Source organism: Thermoactinospora rubra, from assembly GCF_002093975.1.
Classification (GTDB): Bacteria; Actinomycetota; Actinomycetes; order Streptosporangiales; family Streptosporangiaceae; genus Nonomuraea; species Nonomuraea rubra_A.
The window spans coordinates 81,062-104,414 of record NZ_MSZZ01000042.1 but is presented as its reverse complement, the minus strand read 5'-3'; the positions used below and the strand labels follow the sequence as shown (position 1 = coordinate 104,414).

The following is a 23,353-nucleotide window of genomic DNA, read 5'->3' as shown; positions in this document are numbered from 1 at the left end:
TGCGGGAGAATAGGACACGTGACAAGGATCGTGATCATTGGCGGCGGACCCGGCGGCTACGAGGCGGCCCTGGTCGCCGCCCAACTGGGCGCTCAGGTCACCATGGTCGAACAGGACGGGCCGGGCGGCGCCTGCGTCCTGACCGACTGCGTGCCGTCCAAGACGCTGATCGCGACCTCGGTCCGCAAGCAGGCCCTGCTCGACGCTTCCTCGCTCGGCATCCACTACTCGGGCGGCCCCGACGGCGACGTCGGCACGGCCGAGGTCGACCTGCCGCTGGTCAACCAGCGCGTCAAGGAGCTGGCCCAGGCGCAGTCGAGCGACATCGCCACGCGCGTCGCCGCCGAGGGCGTGGAGATCGTCAAGGCTCCCGGCCGGCTCGTCGACCCGCAGGTGGTGCGGGCCGGAGACCGCACGATCCGCGCCGACGTGGTCCTGGTCGCCACCGGCGCCACGCCGCGCATCCTCAAGGGGTCCGAGCCCGACGGCGAGCGCATCCTCACCTGGCGGCAGCTGTACGACCTCAAGGAGCTGCCCGAGCACCTCATCGTGATCGGCTCGGGCGTGACCGGCGCGGAGTTCGCGGGCGCCTACCGCTCGCTCGGCTCGGAGGTCACGCTGGTGTCCAGCCGCGACCGCATGATGCCCAACGAGGACGCCGACGCGGCCGAGGTGCTCGAAGAGGTCTACCGCCGCCGCGGCATGAACTTGCTGGCCCGCTCGCGTGCCAAGTCCGTGCGGCGCACCACCGACGGCGTCGTCGTGACGCTGGAGGACGGCCGCACCGCCGAGGGGTCGCACGCGCTGATGACCGTGGGCATGGTGCCCAACACCGCCGGGCTCGGCCTGGAGGAGGCGGGCGTGCAGCTCGACGCCAACGGGTTCGTCAAGGTCGACAAGGTCTCGCGCACCTCCGCGCCCGGCGTCTACGCCGCGGGCGACTGCACGGGCGTGATGATGCTGGCCTCCGTGGCCGCCATGCAGGGCCGCATCGCGGTCTGGCACGCGCTCGGCGAGGCCGTCCAGCCGCTGCGGCTCGCCACGGTGGCGGCGAACATCTTCACCGATCCCGAGATCGCGAGCGTCGGCGTGTCGCAGCGGCAGATCGAGTCTGGCGAGATCGAGGCGAACGTGGTCAAGCTGCCGCTGGCCACGAACGCGCGGGCCAAGATGCAGGGCTTCCACGACGGCTTCGTCAAGCTGTTCTGCCGCCCGCACACGGGGATCGTGCTCGGCGGCGTCATCGTGGCGCCCCGGGCGTCGGAGCTGATCCTGGCCGTGTCGGTGGCGGTGCAGCAGCGGCTGACCGTCGACCAGCTGGCGCACACGTTCGCGGTGTACCCCTCGCTGTCGGGCTCGATCACCGAGGCCGCGCGCCGCCTCATGCAGCCGACGGCCGCCGCCATCTGACCCGCCGGCCCGCTGCCCGGCCTTCCGCCCGTGACGGGGCGGCCGCGGCCGGGAAGGATCCCGGCCGCGGCCGTGCGAACCCGGGGCCGAGGCGGCCGGAGCCGCCCGGCCGTACGGGTCAGGGTTGGGGCAGGGTGAGGCGTTCGGCTTCGTGGCCGCCGCCGCGGTTGTCGAGCGCGACGATCAGCCAGCCCAGAGCCGGGACGGCGGCGCCGCGGTCGATCGCGAGCGACGCGGTCTGCTCCGAGCCGGGCGCGAGGTCGATCGTCTGGCCCGTGGCGACCGGCGGCCGGAAGGCGTCGAACACCGCCGTGCCGGTCGTGTCCACCAGGTTGCCCGGCACCTCCGACGAGCTCGTCACCGTGTAGGAGAAGCTCGGCTTGCTCTCGGAGATCCCCAGGGTCGAGGCCAGGGCGGGCAGCAGGGCGGTGCCGCCGTTGGCCGGGGCGGTGGCCGCGTAGGCGTCCACCAGCGTGCCCGAGGCGTTGAAGACGAACGACGCGAACCGCCCGTCGAAGCTGCCCGCAGTCGTGGCGCCGTAGTCGCGGCCGACCACGTAGCCGTCGACCGTGCCGTCGCGTCCCGCGTCGACCGCGATCTCGAAGGACCCGGTGGAGGCCGACGACCAGCGCCCGGCCGTGTTGACCGCGAACACCAGCGACCGGTCCGCCTCCGAGCCGCCGAGCACGCTGCCCGGCAGCGTCTGGACGCCCGCCGCCACGATGTCGGAGGCGCCCTCGGCGCCCGGCGTGTCCTCCTCGTCGGTCAGGCCGAGCGCGTAGACGTCGGCCTTGCCGGCGTGCACGCCGCGGTTGCCCAGCCGTACCGTGGCCGCGTCGGCGGCGACCGACCGCAGCGAGGCGCGAACCTTGGCCAGCGCGTCCGGCACCAGCAGGAAGCCGACCCGCAGCGGGCCCGCGCCCGGCACGGAGGACTTCGGCGTGGCGGTGACCGCGCCCTGGATGTGGGTGAGGGCGCCGAAGTTGGACGCCTCGGCCCCGGGCAGCGCCGCCGCGGCGGCGGGGGAGATGCTCAGCGTGACCTGGACGGTCCTGCTGGAGTCGCGCGGCACGGTGACGGTCCTGGGGGAGACGCTGACCGTCGCGCCGTACGCCTCGCCGTTGAAGGCGGCGGCCAGGTTGTAGGTGACGGACCTCGTCCCCTTGTTGACGATCTCGACGGGCTGGGTGGCGCGGTAGCCGTCGGCGCCGATCGTCTGGTACTTGAACGACAGGTTGCCGCCGTCGCCGCGGGTGCCCGCGAAGACGTTGGTCTCGACGGCCGCGCGGGCGTTCACGACGCCCGAGCCGCCCACCCGGGCGTTGTACGGCGTGAGCTTGGCGACGTCGGCCGTGCTGACGATGGCGGCCTTGATGTGCCCGGGCTTCCACCGCGGGTGCGCCTCGGCGACCAGGGCCGCCACGCCCGAGGTGGTCGGCGCGGCCATGGAGGTGCCGGAGATCGTGGCCCCGCCGGTGCCCCTGCCGACGCCGACGGACAGCACGCTCACGCCGGGCGCGGACACGTCGGGCTTGAAGGCGCTGTCGACGTTGCCGGGGCCGCCGGAGCTGAAGGACGCCTGGGCGCGGTAGGCCGGGTTGGGCAGCGTGGTCGCGGCCAGCGTGCCGGTCTGGCCGTCGAGCGCGGTGGCTGCGGCGCGGTCGGCCATCTGGAAGCCGAGGAACGGGATGGTGACCGTGTACGGCTGGCCGGTGTCGGGGTCGGAGGTGATCTCGCCCTCGAACGGCGGGTAGCCGGCCGAGGTGTTGATCATGGCGACCGCGGCGGCTCCCGCCTGCTGTCCGAGGATGGCGCGCTTGACGCGGGCGCAGACGCCGCGCAGCGTCACCACGAGCTTGTCGGCGACCCCGCCCGGGTAGGCGGCGTACTCCTCGGGAGTGCAGCCCAGCGCCACGGGACCGTCGGGGTAGCTGGTGCGCAGCACCGCGATCGGCAGCGGCCCGGCGGGCAGCTTCGCGCCGTTGGCGTTGATCAGCGACAGGGCGCCCGACGGGGTCGTGAGGGTCGCGGCGGGGAAGCTCGCCTGCGCGTCGACCGCGGCGACCGAGATCGCGCTCGTCGCGACCGCCGGCGCGCCGGTGATGTAGGCATTGGGTCCGCTGTTGCCGGCCGAGGCGACCACGGTGACACCGGCCCTGGTCAGGGTCCGTACGGCCTGCGCCGACGGCTCGTCCTCCCGGCCGAACGGCGAGCCGAGCGACATGTTGACGATCTTCGCGCCGTCCTTGAGCGCCTGCTCCATGGCCGCCACGATGACGTCCTCGCTGGCCGAGCCCGAGCAGCCGAAGACGCGGTAGGCCAGGATCGAGGCGTTGGGCGCCATGCCCGGCGGGACGAGGAAGCTCTTGGTGTAGGTGGTCGTGTCGTAGGGGCCGGTGTAGGTGGCGCCCTCGGCCGTGACGCCGAACCCGGCGGCCGTGCCGGCGACGTGGCTGCCGTGCCCGTCGCAGTCGAGCGGGTCGGGGTCGGGCTTGGGCGTGTTGACGTTCGGGTCGTCGGAGCCGGCGTCGTAGGCGTCGCCCACGAGGTCGTAGCCGCCGATCACCTTGGCCGTGGGGAAGGTGCCGGGCTCGATGACCGTGCCGTTGTTGTTCTTGAAGTCCTCCGGCTTGCCGGAGCCGCCGAAGCCGGCGTGGGTGTAGTCGACGCCGCTGTCGATGATCGCGATCTTGACGCCCTTGCCGGTCTTGCCGAGGTACTGCCAGACCTGATCGGCCCCGACGTAGACGCCCGCGTTGGCGTTGTCGCGGGTGAAGACGCGCGCCGGGTGGACGGCGACGACGCCCGCCGCCTTCGCGAGCTCCGGCACCTTGGCGGCCGGCATGACGGCCGCGAAGCCGTTGAAGGCCTAACTCGGCCGTGACCTTGCCGCCGAGCGCCTGGGCCGCCTTCTTGCCGCTTTCGTGGCTCTGGCGGAGCTTCGCGCGGTGGTCCGGCCGGTCGAGGCTCGCCCCCTGCTCGGCGGCGGTGGCCGCGGCCTCGCCGGTCGGCGCGCCCTCGGTCTGCACGAGGACCTTGACGGCGGCGTCGGCCCGTAACGCCCCGGGGACGAACCCCGTGTAGGCGTGGGCGTCGGCGAGCTTCTCGAACTGCTTGACCGGGTCGGCGGCCGCGGCGGGGAGGTTCGCCCCCAGCACCGCCATCGCCGTGATCGTTCCAGCCACTGCGCTGTGGAGCAGCCGTTTACTCACAATCACCTCACTAGTGAAATCGAGACGATCGCGATGCTCCACGACCTCTGTAGTGGCTCAGAGTCTCTTTCATAACGGTATGGACAACCTCTCCCGCCGGCCCCGGGAAACGAACGGGCGCGCCCCCGCCAGGGAGCGCGCCCGCCTCGTGCCGGTCAGGCTCTACCAGTCGCCGCCGCCGAAGTCACCGCCGCCGAAGTCGCCTCCGCCGAAGCCGCCGAAGTCGCCTCCGCCACCGAAGTCACCTCCGCCGAAGTCGCCGCCGCCCGCGTCGGAGTAGCCCTCCGCGTACCCGGCGCCATAGCCGCCCATGCCCCAGCCGCCGAGCATGCTGCCCATCATCGTGCCGATGAACATGCCGGTCATGATGTCGCCGAAGCCGCCGTAGTAGCCGTAGGCGTAGGGCTGGTAGGCCGGTCCCGCGTTGTAGTACGGCACACGCTGCCCGTGGACCATGACCTCGCGCGCCTGCGGGTCGAAGCCGCGCTCGACGGCCTCGGCGTCCGCGGCGCAGGCGGGCACGTCGCGCACCACGCCGCCGGGCGGTGCCCAGCGCACGTCACGCGCCGACGGGCCGTGCTGCGGGTTGAAGAAGCAGGGCGCGCGCCGCTCGGGGATCGGCTGGTTGCCGACCTTGGCCTTCACCACGGCCAGCGCGTAGCGGCCGTCCTCCAGCGTCTGGGTGACCTCGCGGATCTGGTCGGCCTTGGTCACCGCGGCCAGCTGGGCCTTGGCCTTCTCGTAGGCGTCGAGGGCCTGCTGCCACTCCTCGATGTGCTGGCCGCCCGCGCCCGCGAGCGAGACGTCGGCGTCGAGGGCGGTGATCTCCTCGCCGAACTTGGTGACGTCCTCCTCGACCGTGGCCTTGACCGCGGCCAGGTCGCGGGCTTCCTGCTCCAGGCGCTTCTTCTTCTTGTTCCTGGCGTAGAGGAAGTAACCGCCGCCGCCGGCCAGGGCGAGCACGCCCAGGGCGATCAGGGCGCCGGCGCCGCCGCCGTCACCGCCGACGGGGCCGGAGTCGAGGGCGGAGCGCTTGCCGTCGGCCGCGAGGTTCACCCGCTCGACGAAGTCGCTCATGCCCGTGACGACGTCGTCGTTGTTGCGGGTGGACAGGTCGGCCAGCTGGCCGCCCATGCCGGAGCGGCCGAAGCTCATCCCGGCGAACAGCGACGTGCCGTCGAGCACCGCGACGGCGTACTTGCCGCCCTTGCCGCTGGCCTTCATGGCGCGGCCCAGCGAAATCATGTACTCGCTCGGGTTGGTCACCGAGGCGTTGGGCAGCGCCGCCACGTAGACCGGCGTCTTGGAGTCGTTCAGCTCCTCGCGGAGCTTGCTCTGCTGCTCGGAGGTCAGCGGGGAACCGGACTCCACGTACAGCGGGTCGCCGCCCCTCCAGTGCGAGACGATCACGTTGGGATCGGGTGGCGCGGCAGCCTGGGCCGCGGACGACAAAGCGAACACAGCGAAAAGCCCGGCGAGCAGCGCGACGAGCGCGGCCCCTGCCCGGCGCAGCGAGTGGGTCATTGGCAGCAAGCCTCCTTCGTCCTCCAGGACGAATGAGCGGTCGGCAAAGTTCCTCTGTCTACGAACCTACCCGCCTGCCGGTCAGGCGTCCTTGATCTCGCAGAGAGTCGCTCCGGCGGTGACGGTCTGCCCGACGGCGGCGGTCAGGCCGGTGATCACGCCCGACTTGTGGGCCGTCAGCGGCTGCTCCATCTTCATGGCCTCCAGCACCACCACCGTGTCGCCCTCGGCAACCGTGTCGCCGTCGGCCGCCACGATCTTGACGATGGTGCCCTGCATGGGGCTGATCAGGGCGTCGCCGCCCGCGGTGGGCTTCTTCGCGGAGCCGCCGCCGCGCTTGGGCGCCTTGTTCGCTCTGGGCGTAGCGGCGGTGGCGGTGCCCAGCCCGGCCGGGAGGACGACCTCCAGCCGCTTGCCGCCGACCTCCACGGTGATCCGCTCCCGCTCGACCGGCTCGGCGGTCTCCACCGGCCCGGCGTAGGGCTCGATGGTGTTGTCGAACTCGGTCTCGATCCACCGGGTGTGCACGGTGAACGGCTCGCCGGTGAACGCCGGGTCGGTCACGACCCGGCGGTGGAAGGGCAGCACGGTCGGCATGCCCTCGACGCGGAACTCGGCGAGGGCCCGGCGGGAGCGCTCGAGCGCCTGCCTGCGGTCGCGGCCGGTGACGATGAGCTTGGCCACCAGCGAGTCGAAGGCGCCGGGCACGGTCATCCCGGCGTCGTAGCCGGAGTCGAGCCGCACGCCGGGGCCGCCGGGGGCGTGCATGGCGGTCAGCGTGCCGGGGGCGGGCAGGAAGTTGCGTCCGGCGTCCTCGGCGTTGATGCGGAACTCGATGGAGTGGCCGCGCAGCGGCGGGTCGTCGTAGCCCAGCGGCTCGCCCTGGGCGATGCGGAACATCTCCCGCACCAGGTCGATGCCGGAGACCTCCTCGGTGACGGGGTGCTCGACCTGCAGGCGGGTGTTGACCTCCAGGAAGGAGACGGTGCCGTCCTGGCCCACGAGGAACTCGCAGGTGCCGGCGCCGACGTAGCCCGCCTCCCTCAGGATGGCCTTGGAGCTGCGGTAGAGCAGGTCGATCTGCTCGTCGGTCAGGAAGGGGGCGGGCGCCTCCTCCACCAGCTTCTGGTGGCGGCGCTGCAACGAGCAGTCGCGGGTGCTGACCACCACGACGTTGCCGTGCATGTCGGCCAGGCACTGGGTCTCGACGTGCCGGGGCTTGTCCAGGTAGCGCTCGACGAAGCACTCGCCGCGGCCGAAGGCGGCCACCGCCTCGCGCACCGCGCTGTCGTACAGGTCGGGGATCTCGGCCAGGGTGCGGGCCACCTTCAGCCCGCGGCCGCCGCCGCCGTAGGCGGCCTTGATGGCGATCGGCAGCCCGTGCCGCTCGGCGAAGGCGACGACCTCCTCCACCCCGCTCACCGGGTCGGGGGTGCCGGCCACCAGCGGCGCGCCGACCTTCTGGGCGATGTGGCGGGCCTGCACCTTGTCGCCCAGGGCGGCGATCGCCGCCGGGGGCGGGCCGATCCAGATCAGCCCGGCGTCGATGACGGCCTGGGCGAAGTCGGCGTTCTCGGCCAGGAAGCCGTAGCCGGGGTGGACCGCGTCGGCGCCGGAGCGGGCGGCGACGTCGAGGATCTTGCCGATGTGGAGGTAGGTGTCGGCGGGCGTCTGCCCGCCCAGCGCGTAGGCCTCGTCGGCGACCTTGACGTGCAGGGCGCCGAGGTCCTGGTCGGCGTAGACGGCCACGCTGCCGATCCCGGCGTCCTTGCAGGCACGCGCGACGCGGACGGCGATCTCGCCACGGTTGGCGATCAGAACCTTCTGCACGGTCTTCCCTTCCTGCTGACCCGCATCGAGTTTAAGGAGTCGGGACGGCTACCGGCCGAGGTAGGCCCCGCCGTTGACGTGGATCACCTGCCCGGTCAGGTGCCCGGCGCCGGGGGAGGCGAGGAACACCACGGTCTCGGCCACGTCGGCCGGCGTGCCGGCGCGGCCGTTGCGGGTGCCCTCCACGCGGCGGCGGACGCCCTCCTCGGTGAGCCGGCCGCGGAAGAACTCCGTCTCGACCACCAGGCCGGGGGAGACCACGTTCGCGGTGATGCCGCGCGGCCCCAGCTCGGCCGCCAGGTCCGCGGTCCACGACTCCAGCGCCGCCTTGGCCGCGCCGTACGAGCCGGACCCGGTGCCGCGGGCGGCGATCGAGCCGGTGGAAACGATACGCGCGCCGTCGGCCAGCCGGGGCGTCAGCGCCGTCGTGACGAGCACGGCGGACAGGAGGTTGGCGTTGAGGTTGGCCCACCAGGCCTCGGCCACCTCCATCAGGTCCGCGGGCTGGGCGCGGTCCAGGTTGGTGTTGCCGCCGGCGTTGTTGACCAGCACGTCCACCCGTTGGGGCAGCTTGTCCAGCGCCTCGTTCACGGCCACCGGGCTGGCGGCGTTGAAGGGCACGCAGTCCGCCTTGATCCGGTCGGCGGCCTCCCGCAGGACGTGCTCGCGCCGGCCCGTGATCGTGACGTGATCGCCCAGGGCGGCGAAGGCCGCCGCGATCGCGTAGCCGATGCCGGTGCCGCCGCCGGTCACCACAACCTCGCGCACGGAAGCTCCCCATTAGATCCGAATGATCCTCTGCAAGACCATAGCCGCTCGGTATATCGCCGGGCGACGGCCGTGGCGGCTGCCTATGGTGAGGGCGCTTTGCAGACGTCGATCCTCGGAGGTACGGCATGAGCCAGGGCCTGCTCGGTGGCAATCCCGCGGAGATGCAGCAGATGGCCACGCAGTTCACCCAGCAGTCGGAGGCCGTGCGCGCGACCATGGCCGTGCTCGACCGTGAGGCCGCCAAGGTCGGCACCGCCTGGACGGGCTCGGGGGCGGAGCGGTTCGGCAGCGCCTGGCAGAACTACCGCGCGGCCTTCCAGCGCATGTCCGAGGAGCTGGCCGAGGCCGCACGGGTCATCAACACCTATCGCGGCAACATCGAGTCGGCCACCCGCTGACGACCTGCCCGAGCCCCGGCGACCCCTTGACTTCACCGAGCGGTCGCCGGGGCTTTGTGATGCATGAGGTTCTTGGGGAAAAACTGCATCATGTGGTGATTCATGACTATTGTGTTGACCGCTGTACCCGAGACAGACCTTGAAGGGGAGAGCTATGGGCGAGAAGGTCGGCGGCATTCTGCCGGACATGGAGAAGATGTCCAACACGTTCAAGACCCAGGCGGGCGCGGTTCTGGACGCCAAGAAGGCGCTCGACGCCGAGGCTGCCAAGATCCCGGCCTCCTGGTCCGGTCCGAACGCCGACAAGTTCAAGTCCGCGTGGGAGGCCTACAAGTCCTCCTTCGACAAGGTGGCGCAGGCCCTGGAGGAGGCCCAGGACGGCATCCGCAAGAACAAGGAGGCCATCGCCGCCGCCACGGGCGCGGGCTGATCGTTCGTCAAGACCCGTGGGGAGTCCTCCGCCGGAGGGCTCCCCTTTCTGTGCGCCAAGCGTGGGGGAGGCGGCGGGGGGATAACGTCTGACAGATGACGTAAACGAAGTCTTGCGCGGAGCGTCAGCTCTGTTCATATTGCGGGGTGAGAGATGACCCGCTCTCACATCCGCCCCGTGGCCAGCCATCGATCGGGGCTGGCCGGCACCCCCCAGGAGGGTCGCACATGACCGTCTTACTCCGGCGCGTTGGACTGATCGTCGCCTCCGGACTCCTGACCGGCGCCTTCATCGCCGTCCCCGCCCACGCGTCCCCCACCCCCGCCGACCCGGCGCAGACCGCCACGACGCTCGACGAACAGCTCGGCACCCGTGACGCGGGCTCCTACTTCGACGCGGCGCAGGGCAAGCTGGTCGTCGCCATCACCGACGACGCCGACGCCCAGGCCGTCCTCGACGCGGGAGCCGTACCCAAGAAGGTCGCCCGCAGCGGCGCCGACCTCGACCGGATCATGCAGCGCCTCGACCACGCGGCCCGGATCCCCGGCACCGCGTGGGCCGTCGACCCGGCCGCCAACCAGGTGGTGGTCTGGGCCGACGCGACCGTCGCCCACGGCGCGCTGCAGCGGATCCAGTCGGTCGCCAAGCAGCTCAACGACGAGGAATCCGCCATGCGCGGCGCGCAGGCGGGCCCGGCCGTACGGGTGGAGAACGACCCCGGCGTGCTCCAGCCCTTCATCCAGGGCGGCGACGCCATCTACACCGGCTCCTCGCGCTGCTCCCTCGGCTTCAACGTGCGAAGCGGCAGCACGTACTACTTCCTGACCGCCGGCCACTGCACCAACATCGGCTCGACCTGGTACGCCAACTCGGCCCGTACGGTGGTGCTCGGCACCAGGGCCGGCAGCAGCTTCCCCGGCAACGACTACGGCATCGTGCGCTACACCAACACGAGCATCGCCAAGCCGGGCAGCGTGAACCTCTACAACGGCAGCTCCCGTGACATCACCGGCGCGGGCAACGCCTACGTCGGCCAGTCGGTGCAGCGCAGCGGCAGCACCACCGGCCTGCACGGCGGCACCGTCACCGCGCTCAACGCCACGGTCAACTACCCGCAGGGCACCGTCTACGGGATGATCAGGACCACCGTCTGCGCCGAGCCCGGCGACAGCGGCGGCCCGCTGTTCTCCGGCACCACCGCCCTCGGCCTGACCTCGGGCGGCAGCGGCAACTGCCGCTCGGGTGGCACGACCTACTTCCAGCCGGTCGTCAAGGCGCTCAACGCCTACGGCGTGTCCGTCTACTGAGAGCCACGCCCTGAGTCCCTGAATCTGAGTCCCTGAATCTGAGTCCCTGAATCTGAGTCCCTGAATCTGAGTCCCTGAGCCGCCATCGCCCCCCATGGCGACTCAGGGACTCGCCACCTGGATCAGCTCCCACGTGCCGCCGACCACCATGAGCCCGCGCCCGACCGGGCCGGCGCCGGTCGCCAGGCTCCGCGGCAGCCGTACGCCCAGCAGGTCGCCCTGGCTGGTGGAGGTGGGGCGCAGCAGGATCCCGTTGCGCGCCTTCTTCATCGCCACGATCGGCCCCCGGTACATCGAGTCGAGGTCCTCGGCGCTGCCGGCGGCGATGACGATGTTGCCGGTGTCGCGCAGCTCCCCGACGAAGTCGGTGAGCCACTCGGCCAGCTCGCTGTCGTTGCCCAGCAGCTCAAGGTCGTCCACGAGCAGGGCGAAGCGCCCGGCGCACGCCTCCTTCACCTCCTGCGGTGAGGAGTCGCCGGTGAAGGCCGCGCCGAGCTCGCGCAGCGGGCCGCGCCGCGGGGAGATCGTGACCAGGGAGTAGCCCCGCCGGGCCAGCCACTGGCCCATGGTGACCAGGGCGGTGGACCGGCCGCTCTTCGGCGGCCCGGCGACCACCAGCGCGGGGCCGTGCTCCTCGACCCGGAAGAAGCGCGCGCCGAGCGTGTCGCCGCCCACGCCGAACAGCACGGCGTCGGCCGGAAGCGGCTCCTCCGCCAGCTGGAGCGCCTCCTCCAGCCGCACGGCGGTGGGCAGCGCGTCGACGCGGAAGGGCCGCAGGTGGCGCGGCACGTCGCCGGCCCGCAGCTTGGCCTCCCTGCCGAGCTGGTGGAGGGCCGCGACCTGGGCCGTGCCGGCGGCGTCGGCGGTCAGCAGGCCCACCTGGACCTCGCGGAGCGTGCCCGCGGCGCGGAAGGCCCGGCCGGGCGGGAAGTGGTCGGGCACGTCCTTGGCCCGGATGCCCACGTAGCTGTAGTCGGTCGGGTCCGTCAGCTTGAGCACCAGCCGGTCGTCGAACAGCGTGGAGATCCGCCCGACGAGCGTGCTGCGGTCGCCGGACATGACGACCTTGACGCCCGCGCCCGCGCCCTCCTGGAGGATCTGCAGCCACTGGTCGACGAGCCTGCCGCCGTCGTGCGACTCGAACGCCGCGTAGAAGCCCTCCCACCGGTCGAAGAGCACCACCAGGTACGGCAGGCGCTCGTCGGGCGGCGCGGCGGCGCGCTGCTCGGTCACGTCGGCGAAGCCCTGGGCGGCCAGGTACTGCTGCCGCCTGCCGATCTCGCCGAGGAGCCGGTCGGTGAGCCGGGTCAGCCGGTCGGGCGAGTCGCGGCCGACCACCGCGCCGGTGTGGGGCATGCCGACGAGCGGGAGCAGCGCGTTGTTGCCGCAGTCGACGGCGTACAGGTGCAGGTCGCGCGGCGAGGCCTGGCGGGCGGCCGACGCCGCCAGGGCGCGCAGCGCCGTGGAGCGTCCCGTGCGGGCGGCCCCGGCGATGAGCAGGTGCCCGGAGGAGGCGACGTCGTAGACCTCCGTGGCCCGCATCTGTAGCGAGGGGATGTCGGCCAGGCCCAGCGGCAGCTTGGTCCAGGAGTCCACCGGCTCCAGCTCGCCGAGGGTGAGCTGGTCGGGCAGCGGCTCCAGCCAGGGGCTGCGCTGCCGGTCGACGCCCAGGGCGCGGGCCGTGCGGGCGATGACGTCGACCAGCACGGACAGGTCCGTGAGCATCGTGCCGTCGTCCTCGTCCTCCTGCCGCCCGGGCAGCGGGACGCCCAGCCGTCCCCAGCTGATCGGCCTGATGTCGATGTACTCGGTCTTGGCCGAGCCCTGGCCCGGCCGCCGCCCGCCGATGCGGGCGGACTGGACCGCGTGCAGCGAGGCGGCGCCCGAGCGCACGTAGCAGCGGCCGGGGGTGGTCTTGGAGATCTGCGCGGCGACCGGGGAGTTGATGACGTCGGTCGACTCCTCGCCGCTGGTCACCCGCAGGGCGATGCGCAGGTTGGTGTTGGCGGCGATGTCGGGGGTGACCACGCCGCCGGGCCGCTGGGTGGCCAGGATGAGGTGGACGCCCAGCGAGCGGCCCCGCCGGGCGATGTCGACCAGGCCGACGATGAAGTCGGGCAGCTCCTGGACCATGGCCGCGAACTCGTCGATGATCAGCAGCAGCCTGGGCATGGGCTCCAGCGGCTTGCCCTGGTCGCGGTAGTCGTTGTAGTCCTCGATGTCCTTGGCGTCGGCGGCCAGCAGCATGTGCTCGCGCCGCTTGAGCTCGGCGGCCAGCGACTCCAGCGCCCGCTCGGTGAGGTGGCCGTCCAGGTCGCTGACCATGCCGACGGTGTGCGGGAGCTTGGCGCAGTCCTTGAAGGCCGAGCCGCCCTTGTAGTCGATGAGCACGAAGTTCAGCTCGTCGGGCCGGTTGTGGACGGCCAGCGAGGCGATGAACGACTGCAGCAGCTCCGACTTTCCGGCGCCGGTGGTGCCGGCGACCAGGCCGTGCGGGCCGTCCAGGCGCAGGTCGATCGTGAAGACGCCCTCGGCGCCGATGCCGATGGGGACCCGGGTGGTACGGCCGCGCGACCAGTAGCCCTGGATCTGCTCCGGCGTCGGATCGGGCATGCCGAGCAGGTCCAGCAGCCGGGCCGAGCCGGGGATGGCCGAGTCGGCGTCCTCGCGGCTGACGTCGCGCAGGGGCGCCATGGCCCGGCCGAGCCGGTCGCACCAGCTCGGGTTGACCTGGTCGGCGATGACGTCGCCGGTCTGGATGGCCCCGCGCAGCCGGACGAACGCCGGCCGGTCCAGGTCGCACACGGCGACCGTGGTGCACTCCTCCGGCAGCAGGCGCTCGTCGTCGTCGATGCAGACGGCGTAGACGCCGACCGTGGGGCCGTGCTGGAGGACCTGCGGCATGCCGGGCAGGCCGCGCAGGGCGCGGGCGCCGTCCAGGACGACGAGGACGTTGTAGGGGCGCTCGGTGGCGTAGCCGGCGAAGGCCTGCTGCTTGTCCTGGCCCAGGCCGCCGAAGCCGCCGAAGTCGAGCGACGACTTCTTGGCCGCCCGCCGTGACTGGATCTTGTTGACCAGCTCGACGGCCCGCCGCGCGGCCGACTCGGGGTCGGAGCCGACCATGGACAGGCATTCCTCGCCCTCGCGCGGTGCGGCGTGCGGCAGCCACCGCACCCAGTTCCAGCCGGCCTCGCCCTCATGGTCCGCCGAGAGCACGACGATGGCCAGGTCGCGGGGGCTGTGCAGGGCGGCGGCCTGGGCCACCAGCCAGCGGCCCAGCGCGCGGGACGTGGCGCGCGCCCCGGTCAGGCCCAGCACGCCGACCTCCGGCATGGGCACCGACACGGGGACGGCGTGCGACAGCGGTACGGCGGGCAGCTCCCGCTCCGAGCGGCGGCTGCCGTGCTCGACGAGCAGCTCGATGAGCGAGGGCTGGTCGGCGACGCCGACGCGCAGGTGCAGCGTGTCGGCGTCGTGGATGCGCCGCTCCCACAGCCTGCGCCGCGGCCCGGTGGCGGTCAGCAGCACCTCGGCGGGGTCGGGCAGCTCGTGGCGGCGGTCGGCCTGGTCGTCCAGCCGCAGCCGCTCCAGGGCCCCGGCGAAGGCGTCGCGCTTCTGCTTGAACTCCTGCATCGCCTTCTTGTAGGACTTGCGCCCGTGCCGGCGGTCGCTGAGGCTCTGGGCGACCATGGTGAGCGGTGTCAGCAGCGCCATGAGCAGGAACAGCGGCTGCTTGAAGACGATGGCCATGACCACGCCGCCCACGCCGAACAGCATGCTCGACAGCAGCTGGATGCGCTGGTGCTGGGGCCGCTCGGGCTCCATCGGCACCTCGATGGGCTTCATCCGCGGCGGGCCGCCCAGCCGCGGCGGCCGGTTGTAGGCCAGGCCCGCGTTGTCGGGCAGCGGCGTCAGGTGCGCGTCGGGGTTCTCCGGCACGCGCAGCGTCATCACGGACGCGCCGGTGATGAGCACCTGGCCCGGCTCCCACCGCACCGGGCCGGTCAGCTGCCGGCCCTCCAGCAGCACGTACGCCCCTGGCGCGGGCTCCACCATGCACTCGGCGGCCGTGACGTGGATCGACGCGGCGTGCGGCACGGTGTTGGGGTCGCCCAGCGGGATCGAGCAGCCCTGGGAGGTGCCCAGGGTGTAGGTGCCGAAGCCGAGCCGGTGCACGGCGCCGGCCGCCGGGCCGCTGGACAGGCGGATCTCCACCACGCCCGACGGTTCGCCGCGGCGGGTCGCGGCGGCGGCCGCGGCGTCGAAGGCCACGATGTCGCCGTCGCGCAGCACCGAGCCCGCGGGGGCGGCCGGGTCGACGACGCGGCCGTTCACCCACAGTCCGCCGAGCCGGCCGGCTTGCTGGTGCAGCGGCCCGCTCTGCCAGGCGGGATGGGCCACCACCTGGGCGCGCGGCTCGCCGAGCGCCTCGCCGAGCACCTCGGCGAGGCGGCCCGCCGTGACGTCGTCGTCGGCCTGCGCGACCACGTCCCGCGGCCCGTGGCGGGTGAGGGCCGTGAGGGAGATGCGCATCATGGGACCAAAGCTTAGAACCCGCCTAAAAGCGCTACTTGGGTTTCTTCTCCTCCGCGTCCAGCTGACCGGCCTTGGTCTCCAGCTTCTTGGCGTACTCCTGGAGGTCCGTGGCCAGCGCGGCGAGGTCCTTGATGCCGGTCTCCAGCGCGGTGTTGAACGTGTCGGCGGCCGGCCCCTTCCAGTGCGTCTGGTAGGGGTAGTCCCGCTTGATCGCGGCCGGCTGGTCGTCGAGCTTGTCCGCCAGGTCGCGCAGCCGCCCGGCGGCGAGCCGGAGCCTCTCGCTGTCCTTCATTCGCCACTCCTGTGTCATCTGCCACTCAAATAGTGGCAAACTGTCAGGATCTTTGTCCGCCAGGGAGGAGATGTGAGCGAGCGCGTCATCGACCCGGCCAAGGTCTTGGAGATGGGCAAGGCGATGGCCAAGGCGGCCGTCGACGTCGACGCCAAGGGCCGCCAGGCGCAACACCTCATCGACGGGGTGTCGGGCCTCGTCGGGGGCGCTCCCGACGCGCTCGGCCGGGCCAAGAAGGTCGCCGGTTCGCTGGCCGAACAGGGCGGCGAGGCCGTACGCAAGGCGGTCAAGTACGTCGACGACGTCAAGGCCCTCGAGGAGCTCACCACCTGGCAGTGGTGGATGCCCAACATGGCCAACTTCACCGACCCCGACTGGCAGAAGGTGGTCACCTCAGACGAGTTCGGCTCGGTGCCCATCGGCGTGGCCGCCTACCTGCTGGAGAAGTTCGACAAGGGCAGCCCGGTCCTGCGGCCCGGCAGCAACGCGCCGATCCCGATCATCCCCCGCATGGACAACCTGCCCACGGCGCCCGGCCAGATCACCACCCACCAGGGCCAGCAGTGGGTGCGGCGGCCGAGCGGGCTGATCGTCCCCTCCGGCAGCGCCGCGGACCCGCGCATCCCGCCGGCTCCCACCAACCCGCCGCCCGGCTGGCGCGGCGTGCGGCCCGGCGTCCGCGTGGACGTCCCCGAGTACCGCGTGCCGAAGTGGGCCTCGGTCACCTCCAAGACCCTGGGCTGGGCCGGCGCCGGGCTGACCGTGTACGGCGCGGGCTACAACCAGTGGCTGCAGGACAAGCAGTACCACCCGGAGATGGGCGGCGCCGAGCGCTTCGCCAGGGCCGCCGGCAACGCGGTGATCGAGGGCGGCCCGGCCGCCGCCGGGGCGTGGGCCCTCGGCGTCAAGGGCGCCGCCTGGGGCGCCACCGCCGGCACGATGATCGGCGGGCCCGTCGGCGGCGTCATCGGCGGCGTGGTGGGCGGCGCGGTGGGCGCGTTCGTCGGCAGCAAGGCCGGCGCCGCGGTGGGGCGCGGGCTCAAGGCGCTGGGGAAGAAACTGTTCGGATGAGCATCGCGCTGTTGATGGCCGCTCTCGCCGTGGGATTCGTGCTGCCGGGCTGGCTGGCCCACACGGGCCGGTGGCGCGACTGGAGCCGCGCCGGCTACGCCCTCTACGCGCCGCTGGCGCTGCTGTGGATGGGAGCGGGCGGCGAGCTGCTGTGCGTGGGCACGTTGATCGCCGACGCGGGCGCCGTGGGCCTCGGCCGGGTGATCGGCGCGATCGGCCTGGCGGGGATCGCGCTCGGCACCGTCTTCCTGTTCTGGACCCCGCCGCCGCTGCGCCCGCGCTGGCTCAGGGAACGCAAAGGATGAACGAGATGTACGCGACCGTGGAGCAGTGGCAGGCCGACTGCCCCTGGGAGATCGTCACCGACGAGGTCACCGGCGTGTCGGTGCCCAAGCCGCCAGAGTGGGAGACCCTCGCCCTGCCCGGGGTGCCGCTGGCGGTGCGCCAGCCGCTGCGGCCCGACGGGTTCGCCGCCAACGTCACGGTGAACGTTGAGGAGGCCCTGGCGCCGCACGACTCGCTGGCCGCCTACAGCGAGGCGGTGCTCGGCAACATGATGGTCACGCTCACCGACCTCAGGGTGATCGCGATCGACGACTACGAGCTGTGGGGGCTGCCGGGCCGCCGGATCCTCAGCGCCCACCGCAACGGGCCGTACTCCCTGGCGCTGGAGCAGTACTGGTTCGTCGGCCCGGACGGCGTGGCGACCGCCTTCTCCGGCACCTGCGACATCGCCGACCACCTGACGCACTCCCAGACGTTCGCCTACATGGTCTCCGGGCTGCGCCCGGCCGCGAGGGTGCCCCATGACTGAGCAGCTGCTCCTCAGCCACGACGGGCTCCAGCTGCTGCTGGAGTCGGAGATCGAGCCCTTCCGCCCCCAGGAGCTGTCCCCGGCCCTGGCCGAGCAGCACGCGCGGCTGCGCGAGGCGGGCCTCCTCGACGATCGCGGACGGGTCCCCGAGCAGGCCCGGCCCGCGCTCGACACGCTGCGCAAGCCCGTGGTGCGGCTGGAGATCGAGGCGGCGGTGGGCCGCGTGGGCCGCCGCTGGTACGCGGCGATGGGGGACACCCACGCCGTCATCGTGGAGAGCCCCAGCCCCGCGCTCGGCCCCGGCGTGTCCGCCGAGCAGGTCGCGGGCTTCGCCGAGCCGCCGCCCGGGGAGTTCGCCGTCCGGATCGTCGAGCGGGCGTGGACTCCGGTGGCGGCGTGCGCGTGGCTCGGCGTGGGGCCGCGGCTGCAGCGCGCCGGCGAGCTCGACCTGCCGGGCGCCAGCCTCCAGCGCCGGCTCGTCGACCCGCGCGAACCCGTCCCCGACGGCGTCGACCCGGAGCTGTGGGCGCAGCCGATGCTGCTGTGGGGGCTGACCACCGATCCCGGCGGGCCCAGCCTGCTCGTCCTCGACGCGGGCGCCACGGGGCTGTGGGCCTTCACCGAGACCGGCGAGCGGGCGCGGCTGACGGCGCTGCCCTCCTACGAGGCATGGAGGCTCATCCTGCACGCCATCACCGTGGCGTACGAGGGCTGAGGGGGCGGGCGGCCCGCGCCCCCCGGCCGTCACTGGAACCTCATGGTCCGGTTGTAGGCGTTCAGCTCCCGGTACCACTTGTCGGCCTCCTCCTGCGAGCACTTCCTCGGCGTGCTCGCCAGCACCGCCGACAGCTCGTCGTCCAGGGCGCCCAGCGCGGTGTTGTAGGCCCTGACGTTCTCGTCGAGCCGGCCCTTCCACGCGGTGGCCGTCTTGCTGGTCCACACCTTGCCGCTGTCCATGGCGGCGGCCGGCTTGTTGAGCTTCTTCTCCATCTCGCCCTGGATCTTGTGGACCCGCTCCTGGAGGTTCTTCAGGTACTCGTACTTGGGGTTGTCAACGTCGCCCATCGTCGTCCCCTCGTAGGAAGGTCATCAGGACGGCCACGTCCGCCTCGCTGAGCGGCGGATCCGGCGGCAGCGGCGTCAGCTCCTGGAGCTCGGCGGGCTCGCCGCCCGGATCGGGGGAGGCCTCGACGAGCAGCCACAGCACACCCTGGTAGCGGTCGGTGTCCCGGCGGTTCCAGACGGCGTCGGCGTTGTCCTCGTCGCCGCTCTCGTCCCACCCGTCCAGGCCGAGCCGGCCGGTCAGCTCCCGCACGGTCTCGCGGGCGTCGCCGTCCGGCAGCCTCACCAGCACGCTGGTGACCATCCAGGTGCCGGGGAACTTCTCGTACGGCACCGCCTCCCACCGCTCGGCCACGGGCACGCCCAGGTCCTCCAGCAGCGGCGTCACCGCTTCCGGAGCCTCGACATTGGCGGTGATCACAACACGCATCACTTGGCCTTTCCGTGGGTGATCCGGCCCGTCTCCCACTCCACGTTGAGGTGGTTGCCGTCACCGGTCAGCTTGCCCAGGGGAGTGTTCGGAGTCTGCACGTCCCACTCGTAGTTGGTCTGGCCGACGCCCCTGCCCTTGTGCCAGACGTTGCCGTAAGCGTCGACGAAGCCCTCGCGCCCGTTGACGGTGGCCTTCTGCGGGTTGTTGGGCTGCCAGTTCTTGGGCGGAACGAAGGGGATCGGTCCGTCGGTGGGCAGGTGCAGGCTCTTGGCCTTGGCCAGGAACTTGGGTTTCTTGGCGTAGATGGCGGCGGCGTCCACGTGCATCCGGTTGGCGATGGTCAGCGCGTCGAGGGCGTGCTGCGGCCCCCGCTGAATGGCGATCTTGGTGATGTTCTCGATGTCGCCCTTGGCCTTCTCCAGGCCCTTCTTGAGCGCCTCGATCTCGTCCTTGCTCAGGTCGAGCGGGTTTTCCTCGATCTTCTTCAGCAGCGCGGGATCCAGTCCCAGCAGGGTCTTGAAGCCCGGGTAGGAGTCCACCAGCCGCTTGAAGATCTTGACTGGCTTGGCCGCGGCGTCGCCGATCCAGGGGATGAATGCGACCGCCGACAGCAGCGCGCCCTTCCAGTCGCCGCGGCCCAGCGAGATCAGCGCGTCGATGCCGTCGGAGATGGGCGTCGGGTCGAAGATGCCCACCACGCCCGCAGTGATCTGGACGGCGTCTGTCCAGGTCAGGCCGCCTTCGCCGGTGAGCTCCTCGATGTAGGTGCCCTCGAAGAACTTCTCGATGATCGAGATGTAGTTGTCCTCGACACCCTGGAAGGGGAACTTGGCGTAGTGGTTCTTGGCGACGTGGTCAAACAGCCGCATGGCCAGCTCGTCGGCGGGGTTCTTCCACTTGTCGTCGCCGGGCGGGCGCATGCGCTCGAAGGCGTCGGCGGCGTCGACCGTGGCGGCCTTGAGGAAGCGGCCGAGCGGGTCGCCCAGCTTGGGGTCGCTGGTGCTCATCCACCCCATGTGCTTGCCGTACGCCATGGCGTTGATCTGGTCGAAGTTGGCCTTGTACAGCTCATGGGCGGCGAGCGGGTTGCGGGCGATCGCGTCGAGGATCTTGGCGGTGGTGTAGTTGCCGCCGCCCAGCTGGCCGATCTTGAGCGCCCGGTTGCCGATCTTGACCAGGGTGTCCTTGTTCCACGTGCCGTGCATCATCAGCGCGGCCAGGGTGTTGTAGTCGGTGCCGCGGCCGTCGGGGTGGAAGCCGTCGAGCCACTTGTCGTCGATGACGCCGCGGTGGCTGGCCACCGCCAGGATGTTGGCGATGGCCTGGAAGCGGGCCTCCCCGGCCTCCTTGTCGTCGCCCCAGCTCTCGGCGCTCTTGGCCCGGCCGGCCAGCCAGCCGAGCTTGTCAGGGCCGAGCTCCCTGGCGAAGGCCTCGGCGAAGTCCGGGTCGAACTGGTACTTGCGGATCTGCTCCCAGACGTCGGCGGGGAACTCGCCGGGGTGCTGGTACTTGGCGGCCAGTTCCTTGGCCTTGGCCCGCGCCTCCTCGGGGCTCTTGAAGTGGCCCTCCCATTCGGACTCCACCATGGATCCGGTGAAGCCGAACTGGCCGTGCTCCTTGGCGATCTGCTCGGTCATCGACTGGCGGCGCCGCAGCATCGGCAGCTCGCCGGCGATCCACCGGGCGACCCCTTCCAGGGTGCCGATGTGCTTGGTGTCCAGGCCGGCGCGGGCGAAGTCGTGCCGCAGGCCGGGGATCTTGGCCGTGATCATCGACCGGACGTCGTCGAGGTCGCCGATCATTCCCTTCAGCTGGACAGGGTCAATGCCGGCGAATTCCGCGTTGTCTCTGTCGGGAGGCACACGGACACCCTAAAGGGAAGATCAGGGCTTGGCCGCCTCTTCCCGCCTCTGCCGGGCCTCCTGCCGCAGGTTCTCGGCCGTCGTACGGCAGGCGCCGGCCAGGTCGCCGAGCTGGTTGCGCTGCGTCCTCAGCGTGCCCTTGAAGCGGTCGGCGGCCGGTCCGGTCCAGATCTCCCACCCGCCCTCCGGCGTGGTGGTCACGTCCTTCAGCAGCCCGTCGAGCTGCCCGGCCCAGCCGTCGAACTTCCTGGCCAGCGCCTCCTTCTCCTCGGCCTCCGCGATGAGCTTGGCCTTGTCGGTCACGGTCAGCCTCCGCGCTTCTTGAGGGCCTTGACGACGGTCTCCAGGTAGAAGCCCTGGATGGCGTTCTCGAGCAGCACGCGGTCGTCGGGGCTGAGCGGCGGCCTGCCCGCGGCCTTGAGCCGGTCCTCGTAGGACTTCATGTGCTGCTCGGTCAGCTCCTTGACCAGGTCACTCGCCTCGCCGTTGGCGCCGCCGCCGAACAGGCCGCCGATGACGGGGAGCTTGGAGAACCAGTTGTCCTCCTTGTCCAGCTCCTTGGCGAGCTTGCCGGCGACCGGCCACTTGGCGGCGTTCTCCAGGAAGTTCTTCCACACCGTGCTCGACACCTCGCCGGGCACCAGCTTGCCCGCGCGGCCGATGGCCAGGTCGATGGGCAGGACGAGCATCTCGACGGTCAGCTTGCGGCGCTCCTCCTCGCTCAGGTCGATGTCGTGCACCGCGCCGACCATCAGGCCGCCCAGCGCGCCGATCTGGGCCATGGAGTGCGTGAACTTCCTGCGGTCCTCGGGGTTGTCGAGGTCGCCGCCGCCCATGTCGAGCGAGTTCTGGAACCGGCGCATGCCGTCGCTGAGGGGCTGGCGGCCCTCGGCGCGCTGGAAGATCCCGGCGAACAGGTTGGTCAGGTCCTGCTCGCTGAGCCGGTCCCAGCCCTTGCCGGGGTCGAGCGCCTTGAGCTCCGGATCGTTGCGCGAGGCGGTGAGCCCGGCGATCTCGGGCAGCCAGCGGGCCGCGTGCCCGGCGACGACGGCGTTGATGTCGGCGTCCTTGAGCGCCTCCGGTTTCAGGCCGCGTGCGGCCAGCGCCTTGGCCAGGGCCTGGAAGGCCTCCCGGCCTGTGGCGGGGTCGCCCAGCTCCCGCTTCAGCGCGTCGACCAGGGCCTGCTTGAGCACCGGGTCGTCGGCGAAGGCCTTGGTGTAGGCGCCGGCGACGTGCGCGACCGCCTTGCGCCGGTCGGCGCCGGGCACGCCGCCCGCCAGCGCCTTGGCGATGGCGCCGGTGACCAGCGCTTCCAGGCCGGGCGGGCGGCCCTCGTGCAGCACCTCGCCGCGCAGGATCAGGTCGGCGGTCCGCTGGTCGGTGGCGAGGATCGCCTGGAAGGCTTCGGGGTTGCCGTCGAGCGCCTTGAAGAACCAGTACAGCTGCCAGTTGTCGTTGGGCCCGGTGTGCCCGGTCACGGCCGCCGCGAGGTACCGGCCGGCCTCGACGACGAACTGCTTGGACTGCGGCGCGGCCCCCAGCAGGGCGGTCATGACGTCGGGGCCCGAGGTCTCGACCAGGTACTTGCGCAGGTCAGGGACCAGGCCGGCGGTGTCGGCCGAGGCGAGCGCCTGGGCGAGGCCGCCGAGGTCCTCCCTGAAGCGCTCCATCTCCTTGGGCGTGAGGCCCTTGCCGTACTTGTCCTTGTTGAACTCCATCCACTTCTCGACGATGTCGAGGTACGTCCCGGGCGTGAGCTTGCCGAGGAACCCGGCGGCGTAGGCCGGGTCGCCCATGCGGTCCTTGCCGGCCTTGAGCGCTTCGACGAGGTCGGCGAAGGTGTGGTAACTCTGGTCCTTCTCGTAGGCGGCCCAGGCGTCCTTGATCTTCTGGCCCTCGGCCTCGCCGGCCCGCCGGGCGGCGTCCTGGCTGTCGTAGGGGAACTCGGCGACCCTGAAGTCGTCGCTCACACGGCGGGCGCCGGGGACCGACTGGATGGTCTGGACGCGCCACTTCAGGTCGCGCTCGGAGTCGGTGAGGAAGGACCCGCACTGGCCGACCACCTCGGCGCCCTTGGCACCGGACGGAAAGGCCGCGCCCGCCGCGGCGATCCCGCCGGACAGCGCCTGCCGCAACCGGCTCGCGGTGTCGGCGGCCGACTTCATCGTCGCGCACAACCGGGTGGCGGCGGCGGTGTTCAACCCGACGAACTCACTCATCGAATGTCACTTCCATAACATTCGGCGACATTATCGGTGGAGTTGGCGGTCAGTGCCGGCCTTCCCGAACTGTTCACGCGCCGGTCGCCGCTGGTAAACCAGGCGCCATGTGGGGTTTCTGCGGTCTATGTGACTTCGGAAGCTTCGGCTCGGTATTGTCGGTTTTCGTCACCGGCGTCCCC

At 71.8% G+C, this 23,353-nt stretch carries 19 protein-coding genes; 8 read left to right on the top strand and 11 right to left on the bottom strand.

What is annotated here, in order from left to right; genetic code table 11:
* Nucleotides 1-18: 18 nt before the first annotated feature.
* On the top strand, nucleotides 19-1,410 hold the full coding sequence (locus tag BSB02_RS28725; protein ID WP_084963694.1) for an NAD(P)H-quinone dehydrogenase: 1,392 nt from the start codon (nucleotides 19-21) through the stop codon (nucleotides 1,408-1,410).
* Nucleotides 1,411-1,528: 118 nt separating this feature from the next.
* Here BSB02_RS28725 and BSB02_RS28720 read toward each other — a convergent pair whose 3' ends face one another.
* From BSB02_RS28720 to BSB02_RS28700, 4 genes are all read right to left on the bottom strand, one after another.
* The gene (locus tag BSB02_RS28720) at nucleotides 1,529-4,255 is read right to left on the bottom strand and encodes a S8 family peptidase (protein WP_084963693.1); all 2,727 of its coding nucleotides are present in this window, start codon (nucleotides 4,253-4,255) and stop codon (nucleotides 1,529-1,531) included.
* 529 nt (nucleotides 4,256-4,784) lie between these two features.
* On the bottom strand, nucleotides 4,785-6,146 hold the full coding sequence (locus tag BSB02_RS40750; protein ID WP_084963691.1) for a hypothetical protein: 1,362 nt from the start codon (nucleotides 6,144-6,146) through the stop codon (nucleotides 4,785-4,787).
* A gap of 81 nt (nucleotides 6,147-6,227) precedes the next feature.
* Entirely contained in the window at nucleotides 6,228-7,976 is a 1,749-nt protein-coding gene (locus BSB02_RS28705) for an acetyl/propionyl/methylcrotonyl-CoA carboxylase subunit alpha (protein WP_084963690.1), read from the bottom strand.
* Nucleotides 7,977-8,024: 48 nt separating this feature from the next.
* A complete protein-coding gene (locus tag BSB02_RS28700) occupies nucleotides 8,025-8,744 on the bottom strand; it encodes an SDR family NAD(P)-dependent oxidoreductase (protein WP_084963689.1) in 720 nt (239 codons plus the stop codon).
* Nucleotides 8,745-8,872: 128 nt separating this feature from the next.
* Here BSB02_RS28700 and BSB02_RS28695 point away from each other — a divergent pair, with 128 nt between their 5' ends.
* The 3 genes from BSB02_RS28695 to BSB02_RS28685 all read left to right on the top strand — a co-directional run bounded on the left by BSB02_RS28695 (nucleotide 8,873) and on the right by BSB02_RS28685 (nucleotide 10,882).
* Complete coding sequence (locus tag BSB02_RS28695; protein ID WP_084963688.1) at nucleotides 8,873-9,145, top strand: WXG100 family type VII secretion target; 273 nt, start codon at nucleotides 8,873-8,875, stop codon at nucleotides 9,143-9,145.
* A gap of 154 nt (nucleotides 9,146-9,299) precedes the next feature.
* Entirely contained in the window at nucleotides 9,300-9,575 is a 276-nt protein-coding gene (locus BSB02_RS28690; RefSeq protein WP_084963687.1) for a WXG100 family type VII secretion target, read from the top strand.
* A 227-nt stretch (nucleotides 9,576-9,802) separates the two neighbouring features.
* A complete protein-coding gene (locus BSB02_RS28685; RefSeq protein WP_084963686.1) occupies nucleotides 9,803-10,882 on the top strand; it encodes a S1 family peptidase in 1,080 nt (359 codons plus the stop codon).
* Nucleotides 10,883-10,984: 102 nt separating this feature from the next.
* On the opposite strand, the gene BSB02_RS28680 is transcribed toward BSB02_RS28685, so the two are convergent.
* Nucleotides 10,985-15,418 (bottom strand): FtsK/SpoIIIE domain-containing protein, encoded by a 4,434-nt coding sequence (locus tag BSB02_RS28680; RefSeq protein ID WP_240506709.1) that lies wholly within the window; start codon nucleotides 15,416-15,418, stop codon nucleotides 10,985-10,987.
* 31 nt (nucleotides 15,419-15,449) lie between these two features.
* Nucleotides 15,450-15,710 (bottom strand): WXG100 family type VII secretion target, encoded by a 261-nt coding sequence (locus BSB02_RS28675; protein WP_084963685.1) that lies wholly within the window; start codon nucleotides 15,708-15,710, stop codon nucleotides 15,450-15,452.
* A gap of 72 nt (nucleotides 15,711-15,782) precedes the next feature.
* Between BSB02_RS28675 and BSB02_RS28670 the strand changes: the two genes are divergently transcribed.
* Genes BSB02_RS28670 through BSB02_RS28655 form a run of 4 tightly spaced genes read left to right on the top strand, consistent with a single transcriptional unit; the run spans nucleotide 15,783 to nucleotide 18,310 of the window.
* Nucleotides 15,783-16,781 (top strand): hypothetical protein, encoded by a 999-nt coding sequence (locus BSB02_RS28670; protein WP_084963684.1) that lies wholly within the window; start codon nucleotides 15,783-15,785, stop codon nucleotides 16,779-16,781.
* Entirely contained in the window at nucleotides 16,778-17,086 is a 309-nt protein-coding gene (locus BSB02_RS28665) for a hypothetical protein (protein WP_084963683.1), read from the top strand. The genes BSB02_RS28670 and BSB02_RS28665 overlap by 4 nt, the downstream gene beginning before the upstream one ends.
* The gene (locus BSB02_RS28660) at nucleotides 17,083-17,595 is read left to right on the top strand and encodes a hypothetical protein (RefSeq protein WP_084963682.1); all 513 of its coding nucleotides are present in this window, start codon (nucleotides 17,083-17,085) and stop codon (nucleotides 17,593-17,595) included. Before BSB02_RS28665 ends, BSB02_RS28660 begins: the two co-directional genes overlap by 4 nt.
* Entirely contained in the window at nucleotides 17,588-18,310 is a 723-nt protein-coding gene (locus BSB02_RS28655) for a hypothetical protein (RefSeq protein ID WP_084963681.1), read from the top strand. The genes BSB02_RS28660 and BSB02_RS28655 overlap by 8 nt, the downstream gene beginning before the upstream one ends.
* Before the next feature lie 29 nt (nucleotides 18,311-18,339).
* Here the strand turns inward: BSB02_RS28655 and BSB02_RS28650 are convergent, their stop codons facing one another.
* From BSB02_RS28650 to BSB02_RS28630, 5 genes are read right to left on the bottom strand one after another with little or no spacing between them, the layout of a single operon-like run.
* A complete protein-coding gene (locus BSB02_RS28650; RefSeq protein WP_084963680.1) occupies nucleotides 18,340-18,660 on the bottom strand; it encodes a hypothetical protein in 321 nt (106 codons plus the stop codon).
* Nucleotides 18,647-19,087 (bottom strand): hypothetical protein, encoded by a 441-nt coding sequence (locus BSB02_RS28645; RefSeq protein ID WP_143591268.1) that lies wholly within the window; start codon nucleotides 19,085-19,087, stop codon nucleotides 18,647-18,649. Before BSB02_RS28645 ends, BSB02_RS28650 begins: the two co-directional genes overlap by 14 nt.
* Entirely contained in the window at nucleotides 19,087-20,952 is a 1,866-nt protein-coding gene (locus tag BSB02_RS28640; protein WP_143591266.1) for a polymorphic toxin type 17 domain-containing protein, read from the bottom strand. Before BSB02_RS28640 ends, BSB02_RS28645 begins: the two co-directional genes overlap by 1 nt.
* 21 nt (nucleotides 20,953-20,973) lie before the next feature.
* Nucleotides 20,974-21,255, bottom strand: a complete 282-nt coding sequence (locus BSB02_RS28635; protein WP_084963677.1) for a hypothetical protein — start codon at nucleotides 21,253-21,255, stop codon at nucleotides 20,974-20,976.
* A gap of 2 nt (nucleotides 21,256-21,257) precedes the next feature.
* On the bottom strand, nucleotides 21,258-23,171 hold the full coding sequence (locus tag BSB02_RS28630) for a hypothetical protein (protein WP_084963676.1): 1,914 nt from the start codon (nucleotides 23,169-23,171) through the stop codon (nucleotides 21,258-21,260).
* Between the last annotated feature and the right edge of the window lie 182 nt (nucleotides 23,172-23,353).